The organism is Mucilaginibacter sp. CAU 1740 (assembly GCF_039839285.1).
Lineage (GTDB): Bacteria > Bacteroidota > Bacteroidia > Sphingobacteriales > Sphingobacteriaceae > Mucilaginibacter.
Map to the genome: position 1 here is coordinate 106,862 of NZ_JBDOQS010000017.1, position 20,201 is coordinate 127,062.

Consider the following 20,201-nt stretch of genomic DNA (forward strand, 5'->3'; position numbering starts at 1 on the left):
AATGCTGAAACTTAACCGGGTACATCATATAGCTATCATCTGTTCGGACTACCAAAAATCCAAACAGTTTTATGTTGAAGTATTAGGTTTAAAAATAGTCCGCGAAGTTTATCGCGAACAACGACAATCATACAAGCTTGATCTGGAAGTGGGCAACCTCTACCAGATCGAGCTTTTTTCTTTCCCCGATCCGCCACCCCGCCCCTCGCGGCCCGAGGCTTCGGGTTTACGTCATTTAGCTTTCGAGGTTGATAACCTGAACGAGGCTGTAGCACATATTACTTCATTTGGAGTTGAGGTTGAACCTATCCGCGTGGATGAGTTTACCGGCAAGCGTTTTACTTTTTTTTCAGATCCGGATGGGTTACCGTTGGAGTTGTACGAGGTTTAAGATTCAAGAAATCAAGAGTCAGGAAGCAAAAAAACTTTATTCACATGTAATTGCAAGCGAAGCGTGGCAATTACATAATTAAAACACGGTCATGTTGAATCCATTTCAACATCCCACTTGCTAAGCCACCTGCAAAGTAAATCGTAGACCTGTCCCGTGGGGTGTTAATAATATCATATATACTTCAAAGGCCTTGGCTTCAATCTACTCATGATAACATAAAGCTTAAAATTTCACCCAATAAAAAAGCCGCATCTTTTTCAAAATGCGGCTTGATATTTTTGTTGTTAATTAGGTTTGTTGAGGGGAAAGCTTGAGTTGATTACAACTCTTCGTCGTGCTGGCTGATATCCAGACCTGCAAGTTCTTCTTCAGGGGTAACACGCAGTTTGCTGATCATGTCGGTAACTTTTAATAAAAGTAATGAGCCGAAAAAAGCGAATGCTGATACGCCTACCAATGTAATCACGTGAACAATAAATAAGTGGGTTTCGCCATAAAATAAACCATTGCCGGTTGTGTTACCTGCGTTTACGTTTTGGTGAGCGAATACACCGGTTAATAACATACCAACCATACCGCCTACACCGTGGCAAGGGAATACGTCCAAAGTATCATCGATGCTGGTTTTTGTTCTCCAGATCACTACCAGGTTACTTACTACTGCTGCTACTATACCAATAATTAATGAGTGAGGGATAGTTACAAAGCCAGCCGCAGGGGTAATAGCTACCAAGCCTACAACAGCACCGATACAAGCACCTAATACACTTGGTTTTTTACCACGAAGGATATCGAAAAACATCCAGGCCATAGCTGCTGCTGCAGATGCTGTAGTTGTAGTAGCTAAAGCTGTAGCTGCCAAAGTACCTGAACCCAAAGCCGAACCAGCGTTAAAACCAAACCAACCGAACCATAATAAGCCTGTACCTAATAATACGTAGCTGATACGTGCTGGAGAGTGCGTGGTTTCGTTACGGCCTTTTAAATATAAAGCTGATGCTAATGCTGCCCAGCCTGCGCTCATGTGTACAACGGTACCACCTGCAAAATCCAACACGCCTTTATTGAATAAAAAGCCTTTTGGATGCCATGTAGCGTGGGCAAGCGGAGCGTAAATAAATACCATGAACAGGCAAAGGAAAATAACATATGAGTTGAAGCGGATCCGCTCGGCAAATGCACCTGTAATAAGGGCCGGGGTAATAACCGCGAATTTTAACTGGAACATGGCAAACAGCACCAATGGGATTGTTGGGGCAAGTTCCCAGGTGGCGTTGCCTAAAGTGCCTTTCATCATGAAGAAGGTTGACGGATCACCGATGAAGCCGCCGAGTTTATCTTCGCCGAAGGCAAGGCTGAAGCCGAATATTACCCATATAACGGTAATTACACCCATACACACAAAGCTTTGCAGCATGGTTGATAATACGTTTTTCTTGCTAACCATACCACCGTAAAAAAACGCAAGGCCGGGGGTCATGATCAATACAAGGGCGGTACTTACTAATAGCCATGCGGTATCGCCTGAGTCAATTTTACTGTCTTTAACGGTTGTTAGGGTAACTGAAGGATAAATAAGGGCTAATACTATGATAATTATAAGTATGCCAAAGGGTATGAATTTTTTCATTTGTCGGGTTTAAGGGAGGATAAATTAAAGGTTTGAATAATGCCACCCGGTACCAATCAAAATACCGGGTAGCATTAAAACTAAATTTTTTTTAAAAAACAATAAATCCCGCATGCTTAATCAGGGCATGTGGGTTTGGGTTGTTTTTTAAATCCTACCAAAACGCGTGAAACGGAAAAAGAATGAGTTTGCGGAAACGTGATAGTTGCCCGGAACGTTCGTTGCAAACAAAATCGAGATACTTAATTCGGATCGTGTAGTTAAAAGTATTGGCTAAAAAGCCATGTACTGAATGCGCCCCCCTGTGTTGCTGCACATTAATAACAGGTGCAGGCACATTATTGAGTACAAACTCTAAACTAAACGGGTTGTGATACGGTTTCGCGGATGAAACTGACGTATTTTTCTGATTTTTTTGATAATAATGGTATAATCCACCTCTTCCGGCAGCTGAATAGCCGGAAAAGAGAAGAAAAAATAAGGCAATAAGTTTATAAAGCCTGTTTACCATATCTAAAAGTAATAAAAACATTAAATAATTGTAAGATTATTTTAAAAAATTTTAATTTTTTACTGTTTTACTTATTGAAATTATTTAAAAAGTGATTTTTTATTGCTGATTTTATTGTTTTATTGATTAAAAATGGCTTTTTGAGATTTTTTTTAAGGAAATTTTAATTTATGATTGATTTTCTGCTAAAGATGAAAATCAGATGAAATTTCAAATCGGAATTATTTAAAAGAATTTTTACTTTTTACAAAATATAACTAATGCATATTCGTTATAATTGAAATTTAATTCCGAAAATATGCTTATCACCAAATTTGATTTGTACAAGAACGAGTGGCTCGACCTTGTATTTGACCACAGAAACAAAAATTACGGCGCTTATGAGTTGCGCAACACCTATGCAAAAACGCTAAACAGGGCTATGGCCATAGCATTTAGCGCAGTAACTGTTTTATCAATTGCTACTATTGTGTTTAAGGCGCATGGTAAGGACGTTGATAAACGACCAGAAACGATGATTGATGTTAAACTAACCCAATTGCCCCCACCTCCTAAAAAAGAAGATAGGATAGTGGAACCTAAAGCCGAACCGGCAAAACCGGCTAAAGCAGCGCCGGCTACACCTACTATTAAATACACTATTCCTAAAGTTGTGCCGGATGATGACAAAACCGCTATAGATCCTCCTACAAAAGCAGAATTGGATAAAAGTGTTATAGGGCCGGAAACTGTAAAGAGTGATGGCCCGGGAGCAATTGACCCAGGTTTATCACAGGGTGGCCATACCGACGGCCCGGGTGTTACAGAGGATAACGGAGTTCACAGCACAGGCGAAGTACTTGAAGTAATGCCCGAACCAGTAGGCGGTGCCGCTGCCTGGGCCAAATTCCTGCAAAAAAACCTTCGCTTTCCGCCTGCCGCGCAAGATGCCGGTGTATCGGGCAAGGTATTCATGAGCTTTGTTGTTGAAAAAGATGGCTCACTATCAAACATCAAAGTTGATCGTGGTGCCGGTTATGGTTTCGACGAAGAAGCAACCCGTGTATTGAAATTAGCTAAGGCCTGGAAACCGGGCGTACAAAACGGGCAGAATGTACGCGTTAGGTACAGCATCCCGATAAGCTTTTTACTATCACCCCAGGAATAAGTGATAATTGGTGTTTTAAATAATGTGTGTTTTAAGTTGATGATTGTGTGTAGGCCCCGCGTAAGCGGGGCTTTTTTTTTATAACTGCTTCTTATAGCAGAGGCTATAAGGAAGATCAACATAAGGCCCATAATTAGCCACCCGCTCATAACCCGACTTTTGATATACGCTTTGAGCTTCAACCTGTTTGCTGGCGGTTTCTAAAACAGTAGCGGTAAATCCAAGTTCTTTTGCCCAGGCTTCCAGCTCGGTTAGTACAAGCGTACTGATGCGGTTTCCCCTTGCTTCCGGGCGTACAAACATCCGTTTTATCTCTACCGCCTCTTCATCATATGGCTTAAAGCAGCCACATCCGGCCGGTGCATCATCAACATAGGCTATAATTACAGTGTCTATCTGTTCAATTACGTTATGCTGATCATAAATATCCATCATTTCGCCGTTACGCAAGCGGAGGTCGGCATCAAGTTCGGTGGTTAATATTTTGAAATCGGGATTGTTGCTGGTTGTTCGTTTTAGGGTGATTGCTGGCATGCTGCAAATTTAATGCTTACCCAATAATTAAATGGAAATTATTCTATATCTCAATTATTTTGAAGCTATAACCGCTATTGCTGATCCGTAGCCGGCTTTACCAATTGATGAAGTAAGGTATACAGGTACATTATTTTTCCAATATGTGGCCTCCGATTTTTTTTCGTGAGTCGACTGTCCGCTGGCATAAACATCATTATTAAAAACTTTTATACCTGCTATTTCCGCATCGCTACCCGATAGTAAGGTTATTTTGCTATTTTTAAAGTAGGCCCCGCCTTTGGTAGTACCGCAGGCTACATAAACGTCGTTGCCATTAACATCTATACTTGCAGCGTTAATTATGAGCGATCCGTCGGCCAGGGATACCGGTTGGCCATCTTTCCAATAATTAGGGATGGTACTTTGTGCCGATGCCTGAACATAGGCCGCAGGAATATAGGTATGACCATTTTGCACTACCATGTTAGTCCCGGCATAAACCATCTGGTTAGCCGGAAGCTTAACCGGAACACCGTTTTTCCAATATACAGCCGAAGGCCCGCCCGTTGCGCCATATTGGTATCCCGAAACATAAACATCCGTGCCTTGAACTGCTATGCCTGATGTACTTGCAACAGTCATGTTAGGTAGTAATGGCAAATTAACCAACTGCCCGTTTTTCCAATAAACGGCTAAGGCATTAACCGAGCCGGCAATGTAAACATCGTTGCCCTGTATTGCTATAGCGCTTGCAAGTGCCCTGCCCGAGGCGTTTGTTAAATTAACCTGCGCGCCGTTTTTCCAGTAAGTAGCAATGTAAATATTAGCGTTATCGGCTGTGGTGTAACCGGCTGCGTAAACGTCATTACCATTAACAGCGATGGCATTTGCCGATGAAACATTATCATCGTTATTTAAAACTACAGGATTTGCATTTTTCCAGTATATAGCATGCCACTTAGTGGTTACAGAATCATAAGTGCTACCTGAAACGTAAACAATAGGATCGACATTGGAAGTTGTATCAGGTTTTTCGGGGGTTACGCTTCCATTTTTTTTACAGGCGGCAAGCAATATCAAAAAGACACAGCCCAGGTTGATAAGGTTTTGATAGGTTTTCATAACATTGGTTATCGTTATTGATAACGTGCGAATATACTTTTTAATATGTTGAAAATTGTTAACCTATTAAAAAGTACACGGTTAAATTGCGTTACCCCTCAAAAAGATACTATTGCTTTACCGGGATAGTTTCACCCCTACGTTTTGTAGTGATACAGTCTTTGTCATTTTCCTGATAACGGCACCAACTTAGCCTTCAAATCCGGATCTTTCATATCCTTATCCAATGGAAACATCGGTCGTTGGATACGGTGATAGGGCAATCGCTCAATATTTTGGTCAACCCCGCCTGGAGTGATGGCCAGCAACCAATCGGCGCGCATGGCATATAATTCGGGTTCGAGATAGCCTATTTTTACCACTACGATATCTGCCGTGCGGGGTTTTAGGCCGAGGCGGGTAAAATCTATCTCTTTATGATATGGCTTGCGTTTTTGGGTGATGATCACGTGCACACTCCCCTCTTTTATCACCGCTTCAACTTCGGCATCCTTATCCCCGCTAACTATTGATTCTACCGTGCCCGAAAGTTTTACCGGCGGCGCAAAGCGGTGATCTACCGCGGCACCGGCCTCCCCTTCTACATGGCTACCTACACCGGCAGCAATGGCTTTTTTAATCAGTTCAGGAGCAGGAATAGAAGCATAAATTAACGACGGACCATTATCCTCCCTAAACTCTTTACGCGCCAGGATTCGTGTTAACGTCCAGGTAGCATCCCCTGCCCCACCGGCGGTTGGGTTATCGCCCGAATCGCTGATGTAAAACGGATGTTTGGGGCTGGCTATGGCTTTGTCAAGGCATTCGGTTAAAGTACCCGTTGGGGCTACAAACTCAAATTTGTTGCGTACATCCCAAAAGTTTTGAGCCAGTTGTTCGGCAGTATGAGTTACTTTTTCCTTATCATCGCCGGTAACCATTACTACGGCATGGTTACGGGGTTCGTCGGCCCAGGCGTAGCCTATCCAAATAGCGGCATCGGTTATACCGGGTTGTACAGATGCAGGGGCCACAGCTGCATATAATGTTTTGCCCGGCTCAATGCGGGTACTTGTTTTTTCGCCGGGGAGCAGGATAGGTACGGCTATGTAAGCTTTATAAAGCGGCTTGCCTTTGCCGCTTTCCAACCTGTTGATAAGGTTTTGCACCGCGCGTTGTTTGGTTTGCAGGGCATCCTCGTGCGGGGCCATGCGGTAGCAGGTTATCAGATCGGAGTTTTGAGCCAGTCGCCATGATACATTGCCATGCAGGTCCATGGATGTAGAGATCAAAGTTTTATAACCTATCACTTTCCTGATCCTTACAATAAAATCACCCTCCGGATCATCAAGCCCCACAACACTCATAGCCCCATGGATATCAAAATACAAACCATCATAAGGCAGGTGTTTTTTAAGCGAATCGAGTGTTTTATTTACGAGCGATTCGTAAGCCTGCCGGGTAACTGCCCCACCCGGTAACGATTTACCTATTATAGTAGGGATCCATACCGCTTTGCTCCGCAATAACGAATCGGCCGCCATAAACGGGTATGCGCTGAAAACTTCCGAACTGTATTTGGCATGAAAAGCGGCCTCCTCTGTTAGTGCAGGCGAAAATGTACTTGATTCGATAGCCAGACCTGCAATGGCTATGCGGGGCAAAGGTTTTGTTTGGGCTTGGGTGATGAATGGAAGCAGTATTATTATAGCTAAAAATAGGCGGGGTGTTTTCATTAGCATAAGATTTGAGTGAGGCTTTTGCTAAAAATAAGGATTGTAGCCGATAAAAAACAGAGCCTATCTATCAGATTTGTTTTTAATACTTTTCGAGGTATTCTTTAGGGTAATTATCAAACTCTGTTTTCGGTATTTCCGTAGCTCTATAATCCATTCCGTTTTTGTTCAGAAAATCAGCTATCTGCATTTTCTTTTTATATTCAGCCGAACCGAGGTCAAAATGCCAGTACCGCATATCATCAGTCAGATACTTCTCCTCACCCTCTATCGTTTTATAAAGTACTTTTTTAAACCCTGCGCCATTATCTATTAAATACAAAACCAATTCTGGCCGTCTGTATAAGCCGGCAGCTAAGGAGGCACTTTCTAATGGACTATCGCCATATTTATTAACAGTATCCACTTTTGCTCCCGCTTTAACCAATATCTTCATATAATCGAGGTTACCTTTTTCACAAGCTATCATCAAAGGTGATCGCAATGTTGTTTTAGGCCCGTGTTGTACAGCGTTTGGATCACCCCCAAATTTTAATAACAATTGTAAAAAACGAGGTTCAGAGCCAGACACGAGGTTTTCCAGGCTTGAGGCATCCATCAGTGCGGAGTCGCCAAAATAACGATCTTGCAAATCAGGATCAGCTCCCAACTCAAGCAATGTTTTGGCCGAAGTGTAATTCATATTCATCACAGCAAGCATCAGTAATGTTTCCCCAAATCTCGGTTCTCTGGAATCAACAGGTATTTTATTGATGGCTATTTCTTTTTTTATTCGCCCTATATCGCCGTCCTGAACTGCTTCAGCAAGCTCCCAGGCTGGTGTTTGTTGAAAAAGGCGGTAATCAACGCCTAATAATTTACTTCTATCAACCAGCGAGTTGCGGTTTGTGCAACTGGTAAAAAGAAAAGCGATCGCGATAAATACTTTTAATTTTCTGATCATACTGATTTATAAGGTTAGGTTATTTGATGGCGCCATTAAACCGGGCCTGAAAAGGAGCCTGTATCTTATTCAAATAATGCTCCCATGAAAAACATTATTAATACCCCTTCATCACCTTAACCAACATATTCGCAATTCGCTGGTGCCCCGCATCTGAAGGATGCAAACCATCGTAGGTCATGTTCATAGCTTCTACCGGGTAGGGATAATCATCGGTAGCCGGGTCGTAAGGTATTTTGGTATAATCTGGGTATTTGTAATTGCGGTATTCACGATTTTGCGGATCGCGCAGGCGGCGGAAGTTTACCGCGTTTTTGGTGGTAATGCCGCTTTTATAATACAGGTCAACCAGTTTCAGGTGTTCGGCACCGGCGATGGCTTTGATAGCATCGGCATATTGTGAAAGATAAACGCCATCCTTATCCAGGTAATCGCCATGAATAAAAACTGATGGATTGTTTAAGTCAACATAATCGGTACGGTGCAGCGGGGTTATCAGGATGATCATGGCATCGGGGTTAAGTCCCCTGATCTTATCTATAATGGTACGGTACGAACCATATACGGTTTGGTTACCTGTTTTATTTTGATAATCGCTCATGGTACCTATAGGTAAGCCTACCCACCAATCGTTTGTGCCGAGAAAAACGGAATAGATATCTGTTTTTACCAGGTCGAGTTTATCGATGTTATCTGCAATGCTTTTCGCCGTCCAGCCGGGATGGCCGTTGTTGGTGAATTTGATGTAAGGAAGTTTTGCTACTACATCGTCCATATATCCCTTGGAGATCCGATTTTTTGTCAGTTCGGGTCGGCCGTTTAAATAGGTGATCGAATCGCCAATGGCCATCCAGGTCAATTCTTTTTGCGGAGTAAAGGATGATAAAAGCACCGATAGTGCAAGCAGAAATAAGATTGGCTTTTTCAATTGGCGTTTGGTTTGCAATAAAAATAGGTAATAATCAGGTTTCTGTCAATTGTAAAAGTGCCTATGGTGCTGCGCGACCGTAGTTTATACCGCGTAAATTCGGATGTCCTACACCTGCGTATCTTCAGTTGTAGGCTACCCAAATTTTTTAGTTGGTTTTTAGCTAACTTTCGTTTTATTTTGTTGGTTCCTGTATAACAAGCAAAGCACTAACCGATTAATTTAAAAAGTTGTTTATTCGCAAAACGGCGAAAAGTGATGGAGAGCAATGGGCGTGATTAATGATTACCCGATATCAACTCAGGAAACTGATCTTTGGGATCTTTTCAGGCAGGGTAACCAAACAGCTTATACAGAGCTGGTAAGGCGCTATGCAAAGCCTTTATTTAATTATGGCTATCGTTTTCATCAAAACGAAGCGCTTATTGAGGACTGTATCCAGCAACTTTTTCATGACCTTTGGGAGCGCCGCGAGCGCATTGGCGCTACACCAGCTGTAAAAGGCTATCTTTTTAAAGCGATGCGGCACCGCGTTTTCCGCGAACAACAAAACTGGAACCGCCACCAGGAACTTGATGAGCAATATGATTTTCTCGTCGATTTCAGCATCGAATCTAAACTGATTGAGGATACCAATATTGTTACGTTAAACTCCAGGGTAACCAAGGTGCTTAATGAACTACCCGCCCGCCACCGGGAGGTGCTTTACCTACGCTTTTTCGAAGACCTTGATTTTACCCAGATCGAACAAGTGATGAGCATCAACCGGCAATCAGTACATAACTTATTACAGCGGGCCTATAAAAGCTTCAAGGCCAGCTGGACTATTATGAGCATTTGGGGATATATCTTAATAAGATTAGCTAAATTATTTTATTGATATACAGCAAATTGCAAAATTTCCTGAATTTTTATTCCACCAAGTGAGTATTTCAGGGCTGTTTTCTGATATATAAGGGTAGAAACCAATCGAGCCCGAATTTCAGATGACCGATTACTCAACTTTCGAAGTCGAAGACTTTTTGCATGACGATTTTTTTATTGACTGGGTTGTAAAACAACAGCCAGATCATGCAGTTTTTTGGCTGGAATGGCTGGCACTACACCCCGAGCGGCAAAGCGTTGTGGAAGAGGCCACCTCTATGGTAAAATCGTTAAAGATAAAACCATTGGAGGTCTCTTTATCTGATGACCGGGTTGATGAACTCGTTAATTCCTTACAGCAACGTATCAACCGGCAACCTGTAACAGAAAAAGCATCTGTACCTATTTATAAAACCACGTGGTTCAGGGTAGCCGCAGCCGTCCTGCTGTTTGGCACTATAGGTATTGGGCTTTATACTTTACGTGATCAAAATATAATAAGCAAGCCGGCCGTGGCTGCCTTAGCAGATGATTTTCTGAATGTTTCTAATCAAACCGACACCACCCAATTGGTACGAATGAATGATGGAAGCCTCGCCGTGCTAAAACCGGCATCATCATTACGGTATCCTGCTAAATTTGGCAATACCAGGGAAGTGTTTTTAACCGGCGAAGCCTTTTTTGAGGTTCATAAAAACCCGGCTAAGCCGTTTTTAGTACACAACGGCAATGTGGTGGTGAGGGTACTTGGTACAAGTTTTACCGTAAAACGTATTGAAGGCCGCAAGGATGTTAAGGTGGTTGTTAACACCGGTCGGGTTGCTGTATATGATGGCGCGGCGGCAGCAAAAGATCCGAAACATAGTAATCAAGTTATCCTTACGCCTAACCAGCAGGTTGTTTACTCGGCCGAAAAATTAGATAATAAGAAAGAATTACTGCCCAAGCCGTTAGTGCTTTCAAAAGAGCGCGCCGTTAAAGAATTTACTTTTGATAATACCCCTGTTATAACAGTGATCGAAAAAATTAACCAGGCCTACGGCGTAAATATCGAATACGACCGTGAAAAGCTTGAAAAGCTTACCATCACAACCTCTATTTCAGAAAAACCGCTGGATGAGAAAGTGAGGATAATTTGTAAAGCACTTGATATGGAGTGCCAGTTTACCGACGGCAGGATCATTATCGGCTCGCCAGATGCTAAAACCAATTCTGATAAATAACCAATTATTACAAGTTTAATTTAACCCATGAAGAGAAGCAGATCACCAAACACACTCCTTTAAATAACAAAACCGGCAATATTTGCGGTACTGCCGGCTAAGTTGTTCGCCCCAATTTTCACACGTTCAAATGTTTCCTTGGTTCTTAGAGATCCGAGATGGGGCTTTTTTGCCAGTTACTAAATCAATAACTAACCAAAACTAAAGTATGAAATATAAACCTATACTCCTAAAAATAATGAGAATTACGCTTGTACAACTAACTATAATTCTAACATTATTCGGAAGTGCTTTTGCTAAAAATTCTAAAGCGCAAGCGGCGCTTGAAACCCGTGTTTCTGTATCAGAGAGTAATAAGTCGCTTAAAAGTGTTTTAAAAACGCTTGAAGATAAAACCAATGTATCGTTCACTTATGTTGCCGAACTGATCAATGCCGATCAAAAAGTGAATCTTAACGTAAGCGGCAGTAAGCTGGGCGATGTACTTAACCTGCTTTTATCTCCGCTTAATTTAGCTTTTGATGCCTCGGGAGATGTAATCGTGATCAGGGCGCTGAAGGCGGCTCAGCCTAATATTGAAGCGTTTTCGCACGCCGAAATTGACATGTCGCGTGCCCCTATAAAAGGTAAGATAGTTGATGAGGCCGGGTTGCCATTGCCTGGGGTATCCATTAAAGTAAAAGGAACCCAAACAGGTACGGTAACTGATGTTAACGGCGATTTCACGCTGAACGTCGCCGCCGGAACAGTGTTGGTAGTAAGCTACATCGGCTTCGAAACGCAGGAAGTAGCAACAGGTAACGATCCGCTTAAAATTAAACTGGTTTCAAGCAGCAACAGCCTTAACGAGGTGGTTGTGGTAGGTGCTACCTTCAAAAAGTCAGACCTTACAGGAGCTGTGGCCAATATCGAATCGAAAACACTGGAAGAAAGACCAGTTACCAACGTTGGCGAAGCTTTGCAAGGCCGCGTTTCGGGCGTGTTTGTAAGCGGCGGTTCAAAACCAAGTGATGACGCCAGCATCCGGATCCGCGGTATCAACACCATTAACTCGGGCTCTACCCCTATTTATGTAGTTGATGGTTTGGTGATGGAGAATAACCAGGGTGGTTTTAAATCCATCAACCTGAATGATGTGGCATCGGTACAGGTATTGAAAGATGCCTCGGCAACTGCATTGTACGGTTCGCGCGGTGCCAATGGTGTGATTATTGTCACTACCAAAAAAGGCAAAAGGAAAGCGGGTGACGGTACGGTTACTTACGAAGGCTGGGGCGGTTTCACCAATGTGATGAGAATGCCATCTACCATGAATGCTAACCAGTTGTTCGACCTCCGTTTGGATGCCTATGCAAACGGTTATATGAAAGATAACCCGAACGCCAACCGCCAGGATTATATCAACAACACCCTGTTAAAAACCAATATCGCGTTTTCGCAGCAGGAATTTGATACCCACAACAGTGGCCAAAGCTTTAACTGGCTTAACCAGGTTAAACAAACCGGTTATCAGCAAAACCATTCGGTAGCTTTTGCCGGTGGCTCTGAACGCGGAACCTTCTATTTAAGCTTAGGCTATGCTGGCGTAAAAGGTATTATTGACGATACCAAGCAAAACAAGTACACAGGCCGCTTCAATGCCGAGTATGATGTTAAACGCTGGTTAAAAGTTGGTACCAACACAGGCTTTACACGCACAGATGATAATATCCCAACGGATGACGTGTACAATAAAGCCCTTAACGGCAACCCGCTTTTAAATTATGGACCGTACAAAGATCCGGCAACCCGTTATGGGAGTGACTACTTAACAGTATATTACAGATCCCACGGAGAGCAGAACAATAACGATTTTAACCCGTTCAACTCGTTAGATATTACCCGCCAGCAAAACAGGAACAGGTTGGTAACATCAAACTATATCAACATCAACCCTATAAAAGGTTTGGATATCCGTTCAACCTACGCGGTTGATTACGCGCAGCAAACGTTTTTCACCTTCACGCCAAATAACATCCAGGAAGCTATCCGTAACTACAATGGTGACGCGCGTGCAAGACACGAGCGCTGGGCCGATCTGTACTGGCAATGGGATAACACCGCAACCTATAACACTACATTTGGCGGCAAACACCACTTTACAGGCTTATTAGGTACAAGTACCAGCAAACGCTCATCAAACTATACATCGGCACAAGGCGATCGTTTTGCCAGCAATGATCTTTTGTATTATGATCTGGGAGGTGCCGCCGCTGTAGAAAAAACAGTATTAGGGTCGGCTTTCGACAATAATTCGCTGTTTTCGGTAATTGCGAGGGCTAACTACGATTATGATAATAAATACTTTTTAACAGCAACTGCCCGTCGCGACGGATCATCAAAATTCGCAGCCGATAAACGTTGGGGTACTTTCCCTTCGGTTTCTGCAGCCTGGGCCGTTACAAACGAAAACTTCTTTAAAAATCAAAAGGTTTTTGATCTGTTGAAGGTTCGTGTTGGTTATGGTGTGGTTGGTAACCAGGATATTGGTAATTATGCTTACCAAACGCTTTATGGTTCGAAGATAGATAACGGCAACGCGTTAATTTATAACGATGGTCGCCGGGGTAATCCTAACATCACCTGGGAAAAACAGAAACAAGCCAATTTAGGTTTGGAAATGGCCTTCTTCAAGTCGCGCTTAAATGTCAATGCCGACGCGTTTTATATCAACAACGATAACTTGTTACTTAACCGTTCATTAGCCGGAACTACGGGTTATAGCGTTGAATGGGAAAACATAGGCCGGGTGAACAATAAAGGTATCGAGCTATCGCTTAACGGACAGGTAATACAAGGTAAAGACTGGAACTGGAACCTTGCCGGTAATATCTCCTTCACTAAAAACACCGTGAAGAAACTGTACGGTAACGCTACTGAGATCTATAACCTAAACGAGAACGTTATTCAACGGGAAAATAATATTTTCCTTGGCCAATCGCTGCATACCATTTATACCTACGTATCTGGCGGCATTGCCCAGGAATCAAACCGTTCGGAATGGGAAGGCCTTAATTATAACGGAAAAACTGTTGGCCTGGGCGATTTATTTGCCAAAGATGTATCAGGCCCCAACGGCGTAAAAGATGGTGTGGTTGACCAATACGACAAGCAGGTTGTAGGCAAATCAGATCCTAAGTTTTTTGGTGGTTTCTCAACAGATTTCTCGTATAAAAACCTATCCTTGAACGCGGTATTTGTTTACTCTGTTGGTGCTAAAAAAATCAGCAGCTATTACGAAGGTTTGATCAACAGCTATGGCGAAAGCATGGCTTCAACAGGTCTGCTTAACCGATGGACCCCGCAGAATACCAATACCAACATCCCGAAGGTAATAGCCAATACAAGCTACAACAGGTACAACCCTTCTGATCTGGATTACACGGTACAAAACGCGTCGTATTTACGCCTTTCAACTTTAACCTTGTCTTATAATTTTTCGGATAAGCTGTTAAGCCAGTGGAAAGCAAACCGCCTGCGCGTTTATGCAACCGGTTCAAACCTTTTTGTGGTTACCAAATACAAGGGTATTGATCCTGAAACCGGAGATTACGGTTACCCGCCGGTTAGAAGCTTTGTTTTAGGGATAAACTTTGGATTTTAAACCTGAATGATTATGAAAAAGACATTATTTACCATATGCCTTGCGGGTGCGTTGTTAAGCACAGTATCCTGCAAAAAATTCCTGACACACGATAGTTTAACTAAACTGGATGAGTCGCAGGTATATTCTGACGTTAACCTTACCGAGACCAGCCTTAAAGGCGTGTACTCGAATTTTAAAAATTTCCGTACCGACGAGCAAGGCCTCATTACCATGATGGGTACCGACGAGACCCAACAGGGCGCTTTTCAGATGAAAAGTGACGCGATAAAGGGTGGTCTTGATAAGTACGATCTTAACCTGAACTCATTACTACCGCATCTTGCCAATCAGTGGAATATTCGCTGGCCCGTAGTAAACGAAGCAGCCAAGATCATTAACGGCTTGGAAAAGTTGAACCCTAAAGCAGGTAGCCGCGAAGGCAGCCTATTGGGCGAAGCTTACTTTTTACGTGGTTTTGTTGATTTTGAATTGGCCATGTACTGGGGCGAGATCCCTATCCGCGATATCAGCCGGGAAGCTACGCTGGGCTTTAAACGCCAGCCGCTTAAGGATGTTTGGGCATTCATTATCAATGATTTTGTAAAGGCATCTGAACTTTGCCCGCAAACGAACGCGGCCGGAAGGGCGACAAACGGAGCCGCTTTCGCTATGCTCGGTAAAGCCTACATGTCGGCCCCGGTATCAACAGATCTGAGGGATTTTGACAAAGCACGTTTGGCTTTTGAGCAAATGATGGGCAAGTACGCATTAGTGCCTTATAAGGACCTGTGGGATTATACAAAAGGTAACACTGCCGAATCGATATTTGAATTGCAGTTTGGCCCGGTTTATCCTAATAACAACAAATTACAGTTCCAGATAGGTTCGCGTGCTGTACAGGCTGCATTTGGCGATGGTTGTTATTACTCAGGTTACGATAAGCTGGTACCAACTATCCACGCTTACGAAACGGTTGCCAACGGTGGTGTTTGGGAAGATGGCGACCTGCGCAAGGACGAAAGTATCCGTTATGACTTTACTTATTATGGTACTACCCCTACTTTAGATCCAATCCTTTGGGAAGATCTTGGTAATAACTACGATGAGTTGAAGCCACACGTTAAAAAGTACGAGGATTTCCGTACCGATAAACACTCCGATCAAAAGATCAACAACATGTGGAACTCCGGCAAAAACATCCCTGTTTTACGTCTTGGCGATATCAAGCTTTGCTATGCCGAGTGTTTAAACGAGTTGAACAGAACCAATGATGCGGTAACTGTTGTAAACGAAGTGCGCACCCGCGCCTGGGGCGGAACATTACCGGCCGATAAACGCTGGGTTGCAATGAGCCAGGATGGTTTCAGAACAGCCATTATGGACGAGCGCATCCGCGAGCTTTTTGCCGAAAATTGGCGCCGTATCGATTTGATTCGTACCGGTAAGTTTGTTGATTATATAAAATCGCGTAATAAATGGGCTAATCAGTCGGGTTCGATCCAGACCTTCCAGATGCGCTACCCGATACCTGATGTTGAGATGAAGCTGAACGATCAGATCACACCTGCAGATCAGAATCCGGGTTATAAATAAAGATTACCATATCATTCTGCAATTACGAGCCGGGCGTTTTACGCCCGGCTTTGTTGTTGATTAGGGTTTTATTAAAGTTTTTAGCCGTGTAATTGCCGGTATAATACGCGCTACTTTGTACTTAGCGGTAATACAATAAAATCTATTACTAACGAAACAATTTCGTTATCCTTGGTCATGCCCCAATAGGCAGGGTAGCTTCCATCTCCGTAACCCGAGTGAAACATGGTTATATTTAGATCAGAGTTAGGGATCTTTAAATTTATCCAGTCACCAATATCCTTGGGATCATTTGCATCTTTCGCGCTCTTTTTAAACTCGGTTGCCAAATAATCATCATAAATATTCCCGCCCGGATGCTCTTTTTGAAATTGATCTTCGAATTTCCTGTATGCTAAAGCTGCTTTATAATCAACAAATCCACCAAGCCCGGCATCTACCGGGAAACCAAAATACTCGTCAGGGTCTTTTAATTCTGAAGTGTTTTCTCCATCGTGAAGGGCAAGTACCCATTTATCCGCCTTTTTCGAACTGAATTCCAACTTAGCGATCGCATATCTTTCGCCTGCTTCTTTTGTTTGAGCAACATAAATTTTAACAGGATATATGCCTGGTTTAACAGTTTTATTAAAAGGGATGAAATCTACTGTTGTAAGCGGATCGCATGCTACAATTTTCCCTGTTGGTACGTTGAGGTTACCTATTTCCAAAAGTTGGATAGGTATTTTGTCGATCACTTTACTTTCAAAAAACTGATTGTAATTTATACGAGATAATACATCATGCTGGATGACTTTTTTTTTCAGGGCATCAGAAGTGCGATTATTTGGTGTCTGACTTTGATGATTACCAGAAGGTTCATTTGCAGATTGTTGTTGCTGATTGCATGAGCAGGTAATCAGACAGACACAAGCGATAAGGTTTGTAATTTTCATTGTAAAATTTGTTTAAGTTAAAAAAAACGAATTAATCAAAAGCGCGATTTATGTAGATATCTGGTACAAAATTTCGGTTCTGGCGCATCGTTCTTAGCTGCCAATACAAACCCGGAAGTTTAGGTTATATGTTAGAAGGTTATTTGCAGATTGATTACTTATCGATATGTGTTTATAGGTATTGTAGACTTTGATTTACAGGTGCAAAATTAAAATGTCACTACAACATATGTTGTTGATGCGCCACCCTGATTAGCTCAGCTACATTTTTCACTTCAAATTTCTGGATAAGGTTTTTGCGATGGGTATCAATTGTTAAAGGGCTTAAAAAAAGCTCAGTCGCTATACTCTGACTTGTTTTTCCTTCGGCAATGAGCGACAGGATCTGTTTTTCGCGGCGGGTTAACTGCGGGCGGCCTTGTAATTGATTTTTAGTTGGGCGGCTGATAATATCAGTAACCTCTTTGCTAAAGCAGATATTCCCTTTCACGGCCTCGGTAATGCAATTGCGTAATTCATCAATCGAACTGTTTTTGAGCAGGTAGCCGCTGGCCCCGTTTTGAATGGTTTGCATAATAATGCTCCGTTCGGTATGGTTGCTCAAAATCAGTATCATGGTAGCCGTCGATTCTTTTTTGATCATCCTGCATAGGTCCATCCCATTAATATCGGGCAGGGTAATATCCAGCAAAATCAGGTCGACCTTGTTTAAACGGGTATAAGCCAGGATTCCTTCTCCATCGCTAAAGCCAGCTACTACTTCAAGGTTTTCCTCGTTTTGCAATAACATTTTCAATCCCTCAATTACTATGGGATGGTCATCTACTATGGCAATGGTAAGCCTATCCGTCTGCATTGGTGTTTAGTTCAATATTAATGGTGGTTCCTTCGTTAATTTCAGATTGGATCTCAAACCTGCCTTTTAAAAAGGCTATCCTGTTTTTAAGGTTATCCAGTCCCATCCCTTTTTTGTTATTTAACACGGCGGTATCAAATCCGCAGCCATCATCTTCAAGGGTAATGAAAAAGGTGTCGCCGTTTTGGCTGCATTGCAGCATAACGTTTTTGGGGCTGGCGTGTTTTATAGCGTTCGAAATAAGTTCCTGCACAATGCGGTATATATGCAGCTGCACGGCAAGCGCTATGTTTTTATCAATATCGAAGGCCTGGTATTCGATGTGTAAACCATCGCGCATGTAAAACTCGCTCAGATCTTTTAGCGCTACCTCCAAGCCAAATTTTAGTAAAGTTTCCGGCACCATGTTACGGGCAATGCGACGTAGTTCTGTTACCGAGGTATCTAATTGGTTAATAATGCGGTGAAGGTCTTTATCGTCGGAGATATCAGCCTTGCTACTTGTCCACCCGGATAAACCTATTTTTACGCCCGAGAGCATTCCACCCAGGCCATCATGCAGGTCGCGGGCTACGCGTTCACGTTCGTGTTCTTCGCCATCAAGCATGGCTTTGGCTACTTTTAATTGTTGTTTTTGCTCGAGGTCTTTAAGCTGCTGCTGATAGTTGATCTCCTTTTGTGCCGCGAACTTGTGCTTGATCCTTGCGTTGGTGATCATAAACGCGAGACCCGCCAACAGGAATACGCAACTCAATCCCAGGATCCAATTATAAAGGCGCTGGTTTTTAGCATTTAACGCAGCATGCTTGTTTTGGGCTTGCAAGGACGTTATCTTTTCCTGCTTTTTTGCTGTTTGATATTTGGTTTCCAGTTCGTTGATCTTTACCTGGGTTTGCCCTTTATGGATGCTATCTGCCAGAACCTTCTGTTTGGCTTGCCAGTTGTAAGCTTCCTTGTAGTTATTCATCAGGGCATTGGTTTTAGCCAGCTCGCCGAAAATTTCGGCACGGTCATTAGCGTCGGTAGTCAGGGTGCCTTCTTTCACTATATCGAGTAATACCTGCCTCGCTTTGGCATATGATTTTTGCTGACTGAAGATCTCGTACTTCCTGAAAATGAATTGCTGATACAGCTGCTTCTGGTTATATTTTTTTGCAAGGATCAAACCTTTTTCGGTACTGATCAGCGCCTTATCTGGTTGTTGGATGGTGGTGTAGTATAAAGCCTCGTTATAACAGTACAGCGTATAGTTTACCGATTCGGGGAAGGCTTTTAACAGCAACTCCGCCTTTTTTAAAAGCGGGGCGGCGAGTGCGGCTTTGTTGTCATAGCAATAAATACTCACGCCACTTAAGTAAGCAAAAAGCAAGGTTGATGATCCCGGCCCTGCTTTTTCCAATAACTCAATAGCTTTCTGGTCGTACTGGCCGGCTTTGGCAAATTGATAATTATTCATAAAAATGGTAGAGAGTTGGGTGTAATAATGCGCCAGCATAACAGGGTTATTTGCCTTTTCGGCGTTGGGGATGGCTTTTTCGAGGGTGATGGTTGTTATAAAATCGTACCCTTTTGCATCCTTATTCATCAAGGCGTAATTAAACCAAGCCGCTGCCCGGTTGCCATAAGCCCGCCTATCGTTAAATGCAGCCAAAGCCTCTGCCGACTTTTTAAAAGCTTCCGAAGCTTTTGCATGGTTCCAGTTAAAGTAATACTGGCCTTCGTAAAAAAGAGCGAGAGCGTTGTAGTAAGGATAATTTGATGCCAGTTTTTTACCGCTTAGCAAATAGCTTTTGCTTTTTGAGGTGTCTTTAAATTTCCAATAATCTACCAGCAGGAAACTGGCATTGGCTTTTGAGCTATCGGCGTGGCCTGGTTTCAGGATGTTTTCCAGGCTATCAACATATCGTTTTTCGTTAAGCGGTATTTGCTGTTGGGATACTCCCGGCAATGCGCACAGCATTAAAAGCAGCAGCAGGTATAAGTTTTTCATGTGGTAGACGGACCGGCCCGGGCTATCGCGGTAAAGCTTTAACCGACCGAATCAACTCACAATATGCCTTTTTAAATCGGAATCTCGGTCGCTATCCTTTTAGTTAAATAAAAAATACCTAAAAATCAGGAGAATAAAATCGACAAATCAGGGTATTTCAGTTCAAAAGTAGATAGGATAGCTTTGCAATTAATCTATCGTTAAATAAA

The 20,201-nt window shown here is 42.8% G+C and carries 15 protein-coding genes; 6 read left to right on the forward strand and 9 right to left on the reverse strand.

Annotated features, from left to right (window positions below):
* Position 1 precedes the first annotated feature (1 nt).
* Positions 2-391, forward strand: a complete 390-nt coding sequence (locus AAFN85_RS28470) for a VOC family protein (RefSeq protein ID WP_347531367.1) — start codon at positions 2-4, stop codon at positions 389-391.
* Between the two features lie 322 nt (positions 392-713).
* On the opposite strand, the gene AAFN85_RS28475 is transcribed toward AAFN85_RS28470, so the two are convergent.
* Entirely contained in the window at positions 714-2,024 is a 1,311-nt protein-coding gene (locus AAFN85_RS28475) for an ammonium transporter (RefSeq protein WP_347531368.1), read from the reverse strand.
* A gap of 809 nt (positions 2,025-2,833) precedes the next feature.
* Here AAFN85_RS28475 and AAFN85_RS28480 point away from each other — a divergent pair.
* Complete coding sequence (locus AAFN85_RS28480) at positions 2,834-3,682, forward strand: energy transducer TonB (protein ID WP_347531369.1); 849 nt, start codon at positions 2,834-2,836, stop codon at positions 3,680-3,682.
* A 78-nt stretch (positions 3,683-3,760) separates the two neighbouring features.
* On the opposite strand, the gene AAFN85_RS28485 is transcribed toward AAFN85_RS28480, so the two are convergent.
* The 5 genes from AAFN85_RS28485 to AAFN85_RS28505 form a co-directional block, all read right to left on the reverse strand.
* Entirely contained in the window at positions 3,761-4,216 is a 456-nt protein-coding gene (locus AAFN85_RS28485; RefSeq protein ID WP_347531370.1) for a GNAT family N-acetyltransferase, read from the reverse strand.
* A gap of 54 nt (positions 4,217-4,270) precedes the next feature.
* A complete protein-coding gene (locus AAFN85_RS28490) occupies positions 4,271-5,320 on the reverse strand; it encodes a hypothetical protein (protein WP_347531371.1) in 1,050 nt (349 codons plus the stop codon).
* Positions 5,321-5,484: 164 nt separating this feature from the next.
* A complete protein-coding gene (locus AAFN85_RS28495; protein ID WP_347531372.1) occupies positions 5,485-7,035 on the reverse strand; it encodes a M81 family metallopeptidase in 1,551 nt (516 codons plus the stop codon).
* An 82-nt stretch (positions 7,036-7,117) separates the two neighbouring features.
* Positions 7,118-7,978 carry an ankyrin repeat domain-containing protein gene (locus tag AAFN85_RS28500; protein ID WP_347531373.1) on the reverse strand — a complete coding sequence of 287 codons (861 nt, stop codon included), beginning with the start codon at positions 7,976-7,978 and terminating at the stop codon, positions 7,118-7,120.
* Positions 7,979-8,075: 97 nt separating this feature from the next.
* Positions 8,076-8,906: an SGNH/GDSL hydrolase family protein gene (locus AAFN85_RS28505; protein ID WP_347531374.1), complete on the reverse strand. Its 831-nt coding sequence runs from the start codon at positions 8,904-8,906 to the stop codon at positions 8,076-8,078.
* A 268-nt stretch (positions 8,907-9,174) separates the two neighbouring features.
* On the opposite strand from AAFN85_RS28505, the gene AAFN85_RS28510 reads away from it, so the two are divergent.
* From AAFN85_RS28510 to AAFN85_RS28525, 4 genes are all read left to right on the forward strand, one after another.
* A complete protein-coding gene (locus AAFN85_RS28510; RefSeq protein WP_347531375.1) occupies positions 9,175-9,786 on the forward strand; it encodes a sigma-70 family RNA polymerase sigma factor in 612 nt (203 codons plus the stop codon).
* A 106-nt stretch (positions 9,787-9,892) separates the two neighbouring features.
* Positions 9,893-10,993, forward strand: coding sequence for a FecR domain-containing protein (locus AAFN85_RS28515; RefSeq protein WP_347531376.1), 1,101 nt, complete (start codon positions 9,893-9,895; stop codon positions 10,991-10,993).
* Between the two features lie 238 nt (positions 10,994-11,231).
* Positions 11,232-14,636, forward strand: coding sequence for a TonB-dependent receptor (locus AAFN85_RS28520; protein ID WP_347531377.1), 3,405 nt, complete (start codon positions 11,232-11,234; stop codon positions 14,634-14,636).
* 12 nt (positions 14,637-14,648) lie between these two features.
* Positions 14,649-16,211, forward strand: a complete 1,563-nt coding sequence (locus AAFN85_RS28525; RefSeq protein ID WP_347531378.1) for a RagB/SusD family nutrient uptake outer membrane protein — start codon at positions 14,649-14,651, stop codon at positions 16,209-16,211.
* A gap of 110 nt (positions 16,212-16,321) precedes the next feature.
* Here AAFN85_RS28525 and AAFN85_RS28530 read toward each other — a convergent pair whose 3' ends face one another.
* The 3 genes from AAFN85_RS28530 to AAFN85_RS28540 form a co-directional block, all read right to left on the reverse strand.
* Positions 16,322-17,146, reverse strand: coding sequence for a DUF4241 domain-containing protein (locus tag AAFN85_RS28530; protein WP_347531379.1), 825 nt, complete (start codon positions 17,144-17,146; stop codon positions 16,322-16,324).
* Between the two features lie 220 nt (positions 17,147-17,366).
* A complete protein-coding gene (locus AAFN85_RS28535) occupies positions 17,367-18,002 on the reverse strand; it encodes a response regulator transcription factor (RefSeq protein WP_347531380.1) in 636 nt (211 codons plus the stop codon).
* Positions 17,989-19,992, reverse strand: coding sequence for a sensor histidine kinase (locus AAFN85_RS28540; protein ID WP_347531381.1), 2,004 nt, complete (start codon positions 19,990-19,992; stop codon positions 17,989-17,991). Before AAFN85_RS28540 ends, AAFN85_RS28535 begins: the two co-directional genes overlap by 14 nt.
* Positions 19,993-20,201 lie beyond the last annotated feature (209 nt).

Bases quoted from the DNA above. Each gene is read 5' to 3' on its own strand.
- AAFN85_RS28480 (WP_347531369.1), top strand. From the start codon at position 2,834: ATGCTTATCACCAAATTTGATTTGTACAAGAACGAGTGGCTCGACCTT.
- AAFN85_RS28500 (WP_347531373.1), bottom strand. From the start codon at position 7,978: ATGATCAGAAAATTAAAAGTATTTATCGCGATCGCTTTTCTTTTTACC.
- AAFN85_RS28490 (WP_347531371.1), bottom strand. From the start codon at position 5,320: ATGAAAACCTATCAAAACCTTATCAACCTGGGCTGTGTCTTTTTGATA.
- AAFN85_RS28515 (WP_347531376.1), top strand. From the start codon at position 9,893: ATGACCGATTACTCAACTTTCGAAGTCGAAGACTTTTTGCATGACGAT.
- AAFN85_RS28470 (WP_347531367.1), top strand. From the start codon at position 2: ATGCTGAAACTTAACCGGGTACATCATATAGCTATCATCTGTTCGGAC.
- AAFN85_RS28475 (WP_347531368.1), bottom strand. From the start codon at position 2,024: ATGAAAAAATTCATACCCTTTGGCATACTTATAATTATCATAGTATTA.
- AAFN85_RS28495 (WP_347531372.1), bottom strand. From the start codon at position 7,035: ATGAAAACACCCCGCCTATTTTTAGCTATAATAATACTGCTTCCATTC.
- AAFN85_RS28485 (WP_347531370.1), bottom strand. From the start codon at position 4,216: ATGCCAGCAATCACCCTAAAACGAACAACCAGCAACAATCCCGATTTC.
- AAFN85_RS28510 (WP_347531375.1), top strand. From the start codon at position 9,175: ATGGGCGTGATTAATGATTACCCGATATCAACTCAGGAAACTGATCTT.
- AAFN85_RS28525 (WP_347531378.1), top strand. From the start codon at position 14,649: ATGAAAAAGACATTATTTACCATATGCCTTGCGGGTGCGTTGTTAAGC.
- AAFN85_RS28540 (WP_347531381.1), bottom strand. From the start codon at position 19,992: ATGAAAAACTTATACCTGCTGCTGCTTTTAATGCTGTGCGCATTGCCG.
- AAFN85_RS28520 (WP_347531377.1), top strand. From the start codon at position 11,232: ATGAGAATTACGCTTGTACAACTAACTATAATTCTAACATTATTCGGA.
- AAFN85_RS28535 (WP_347531380.1), bottom strand. From the start codon at position 18,002: ATGCAGACGGATAGGCTTACCATTGCCATAGTAGATGACCATCCCATA.
- AAFN85_RS28530 (WP_347531379.1), bottom strand. From the start codon at position 17,146: ATGAAAATTACAAACCTTATCGCTTGTGTCTGTCTGATTACCTGCTCA.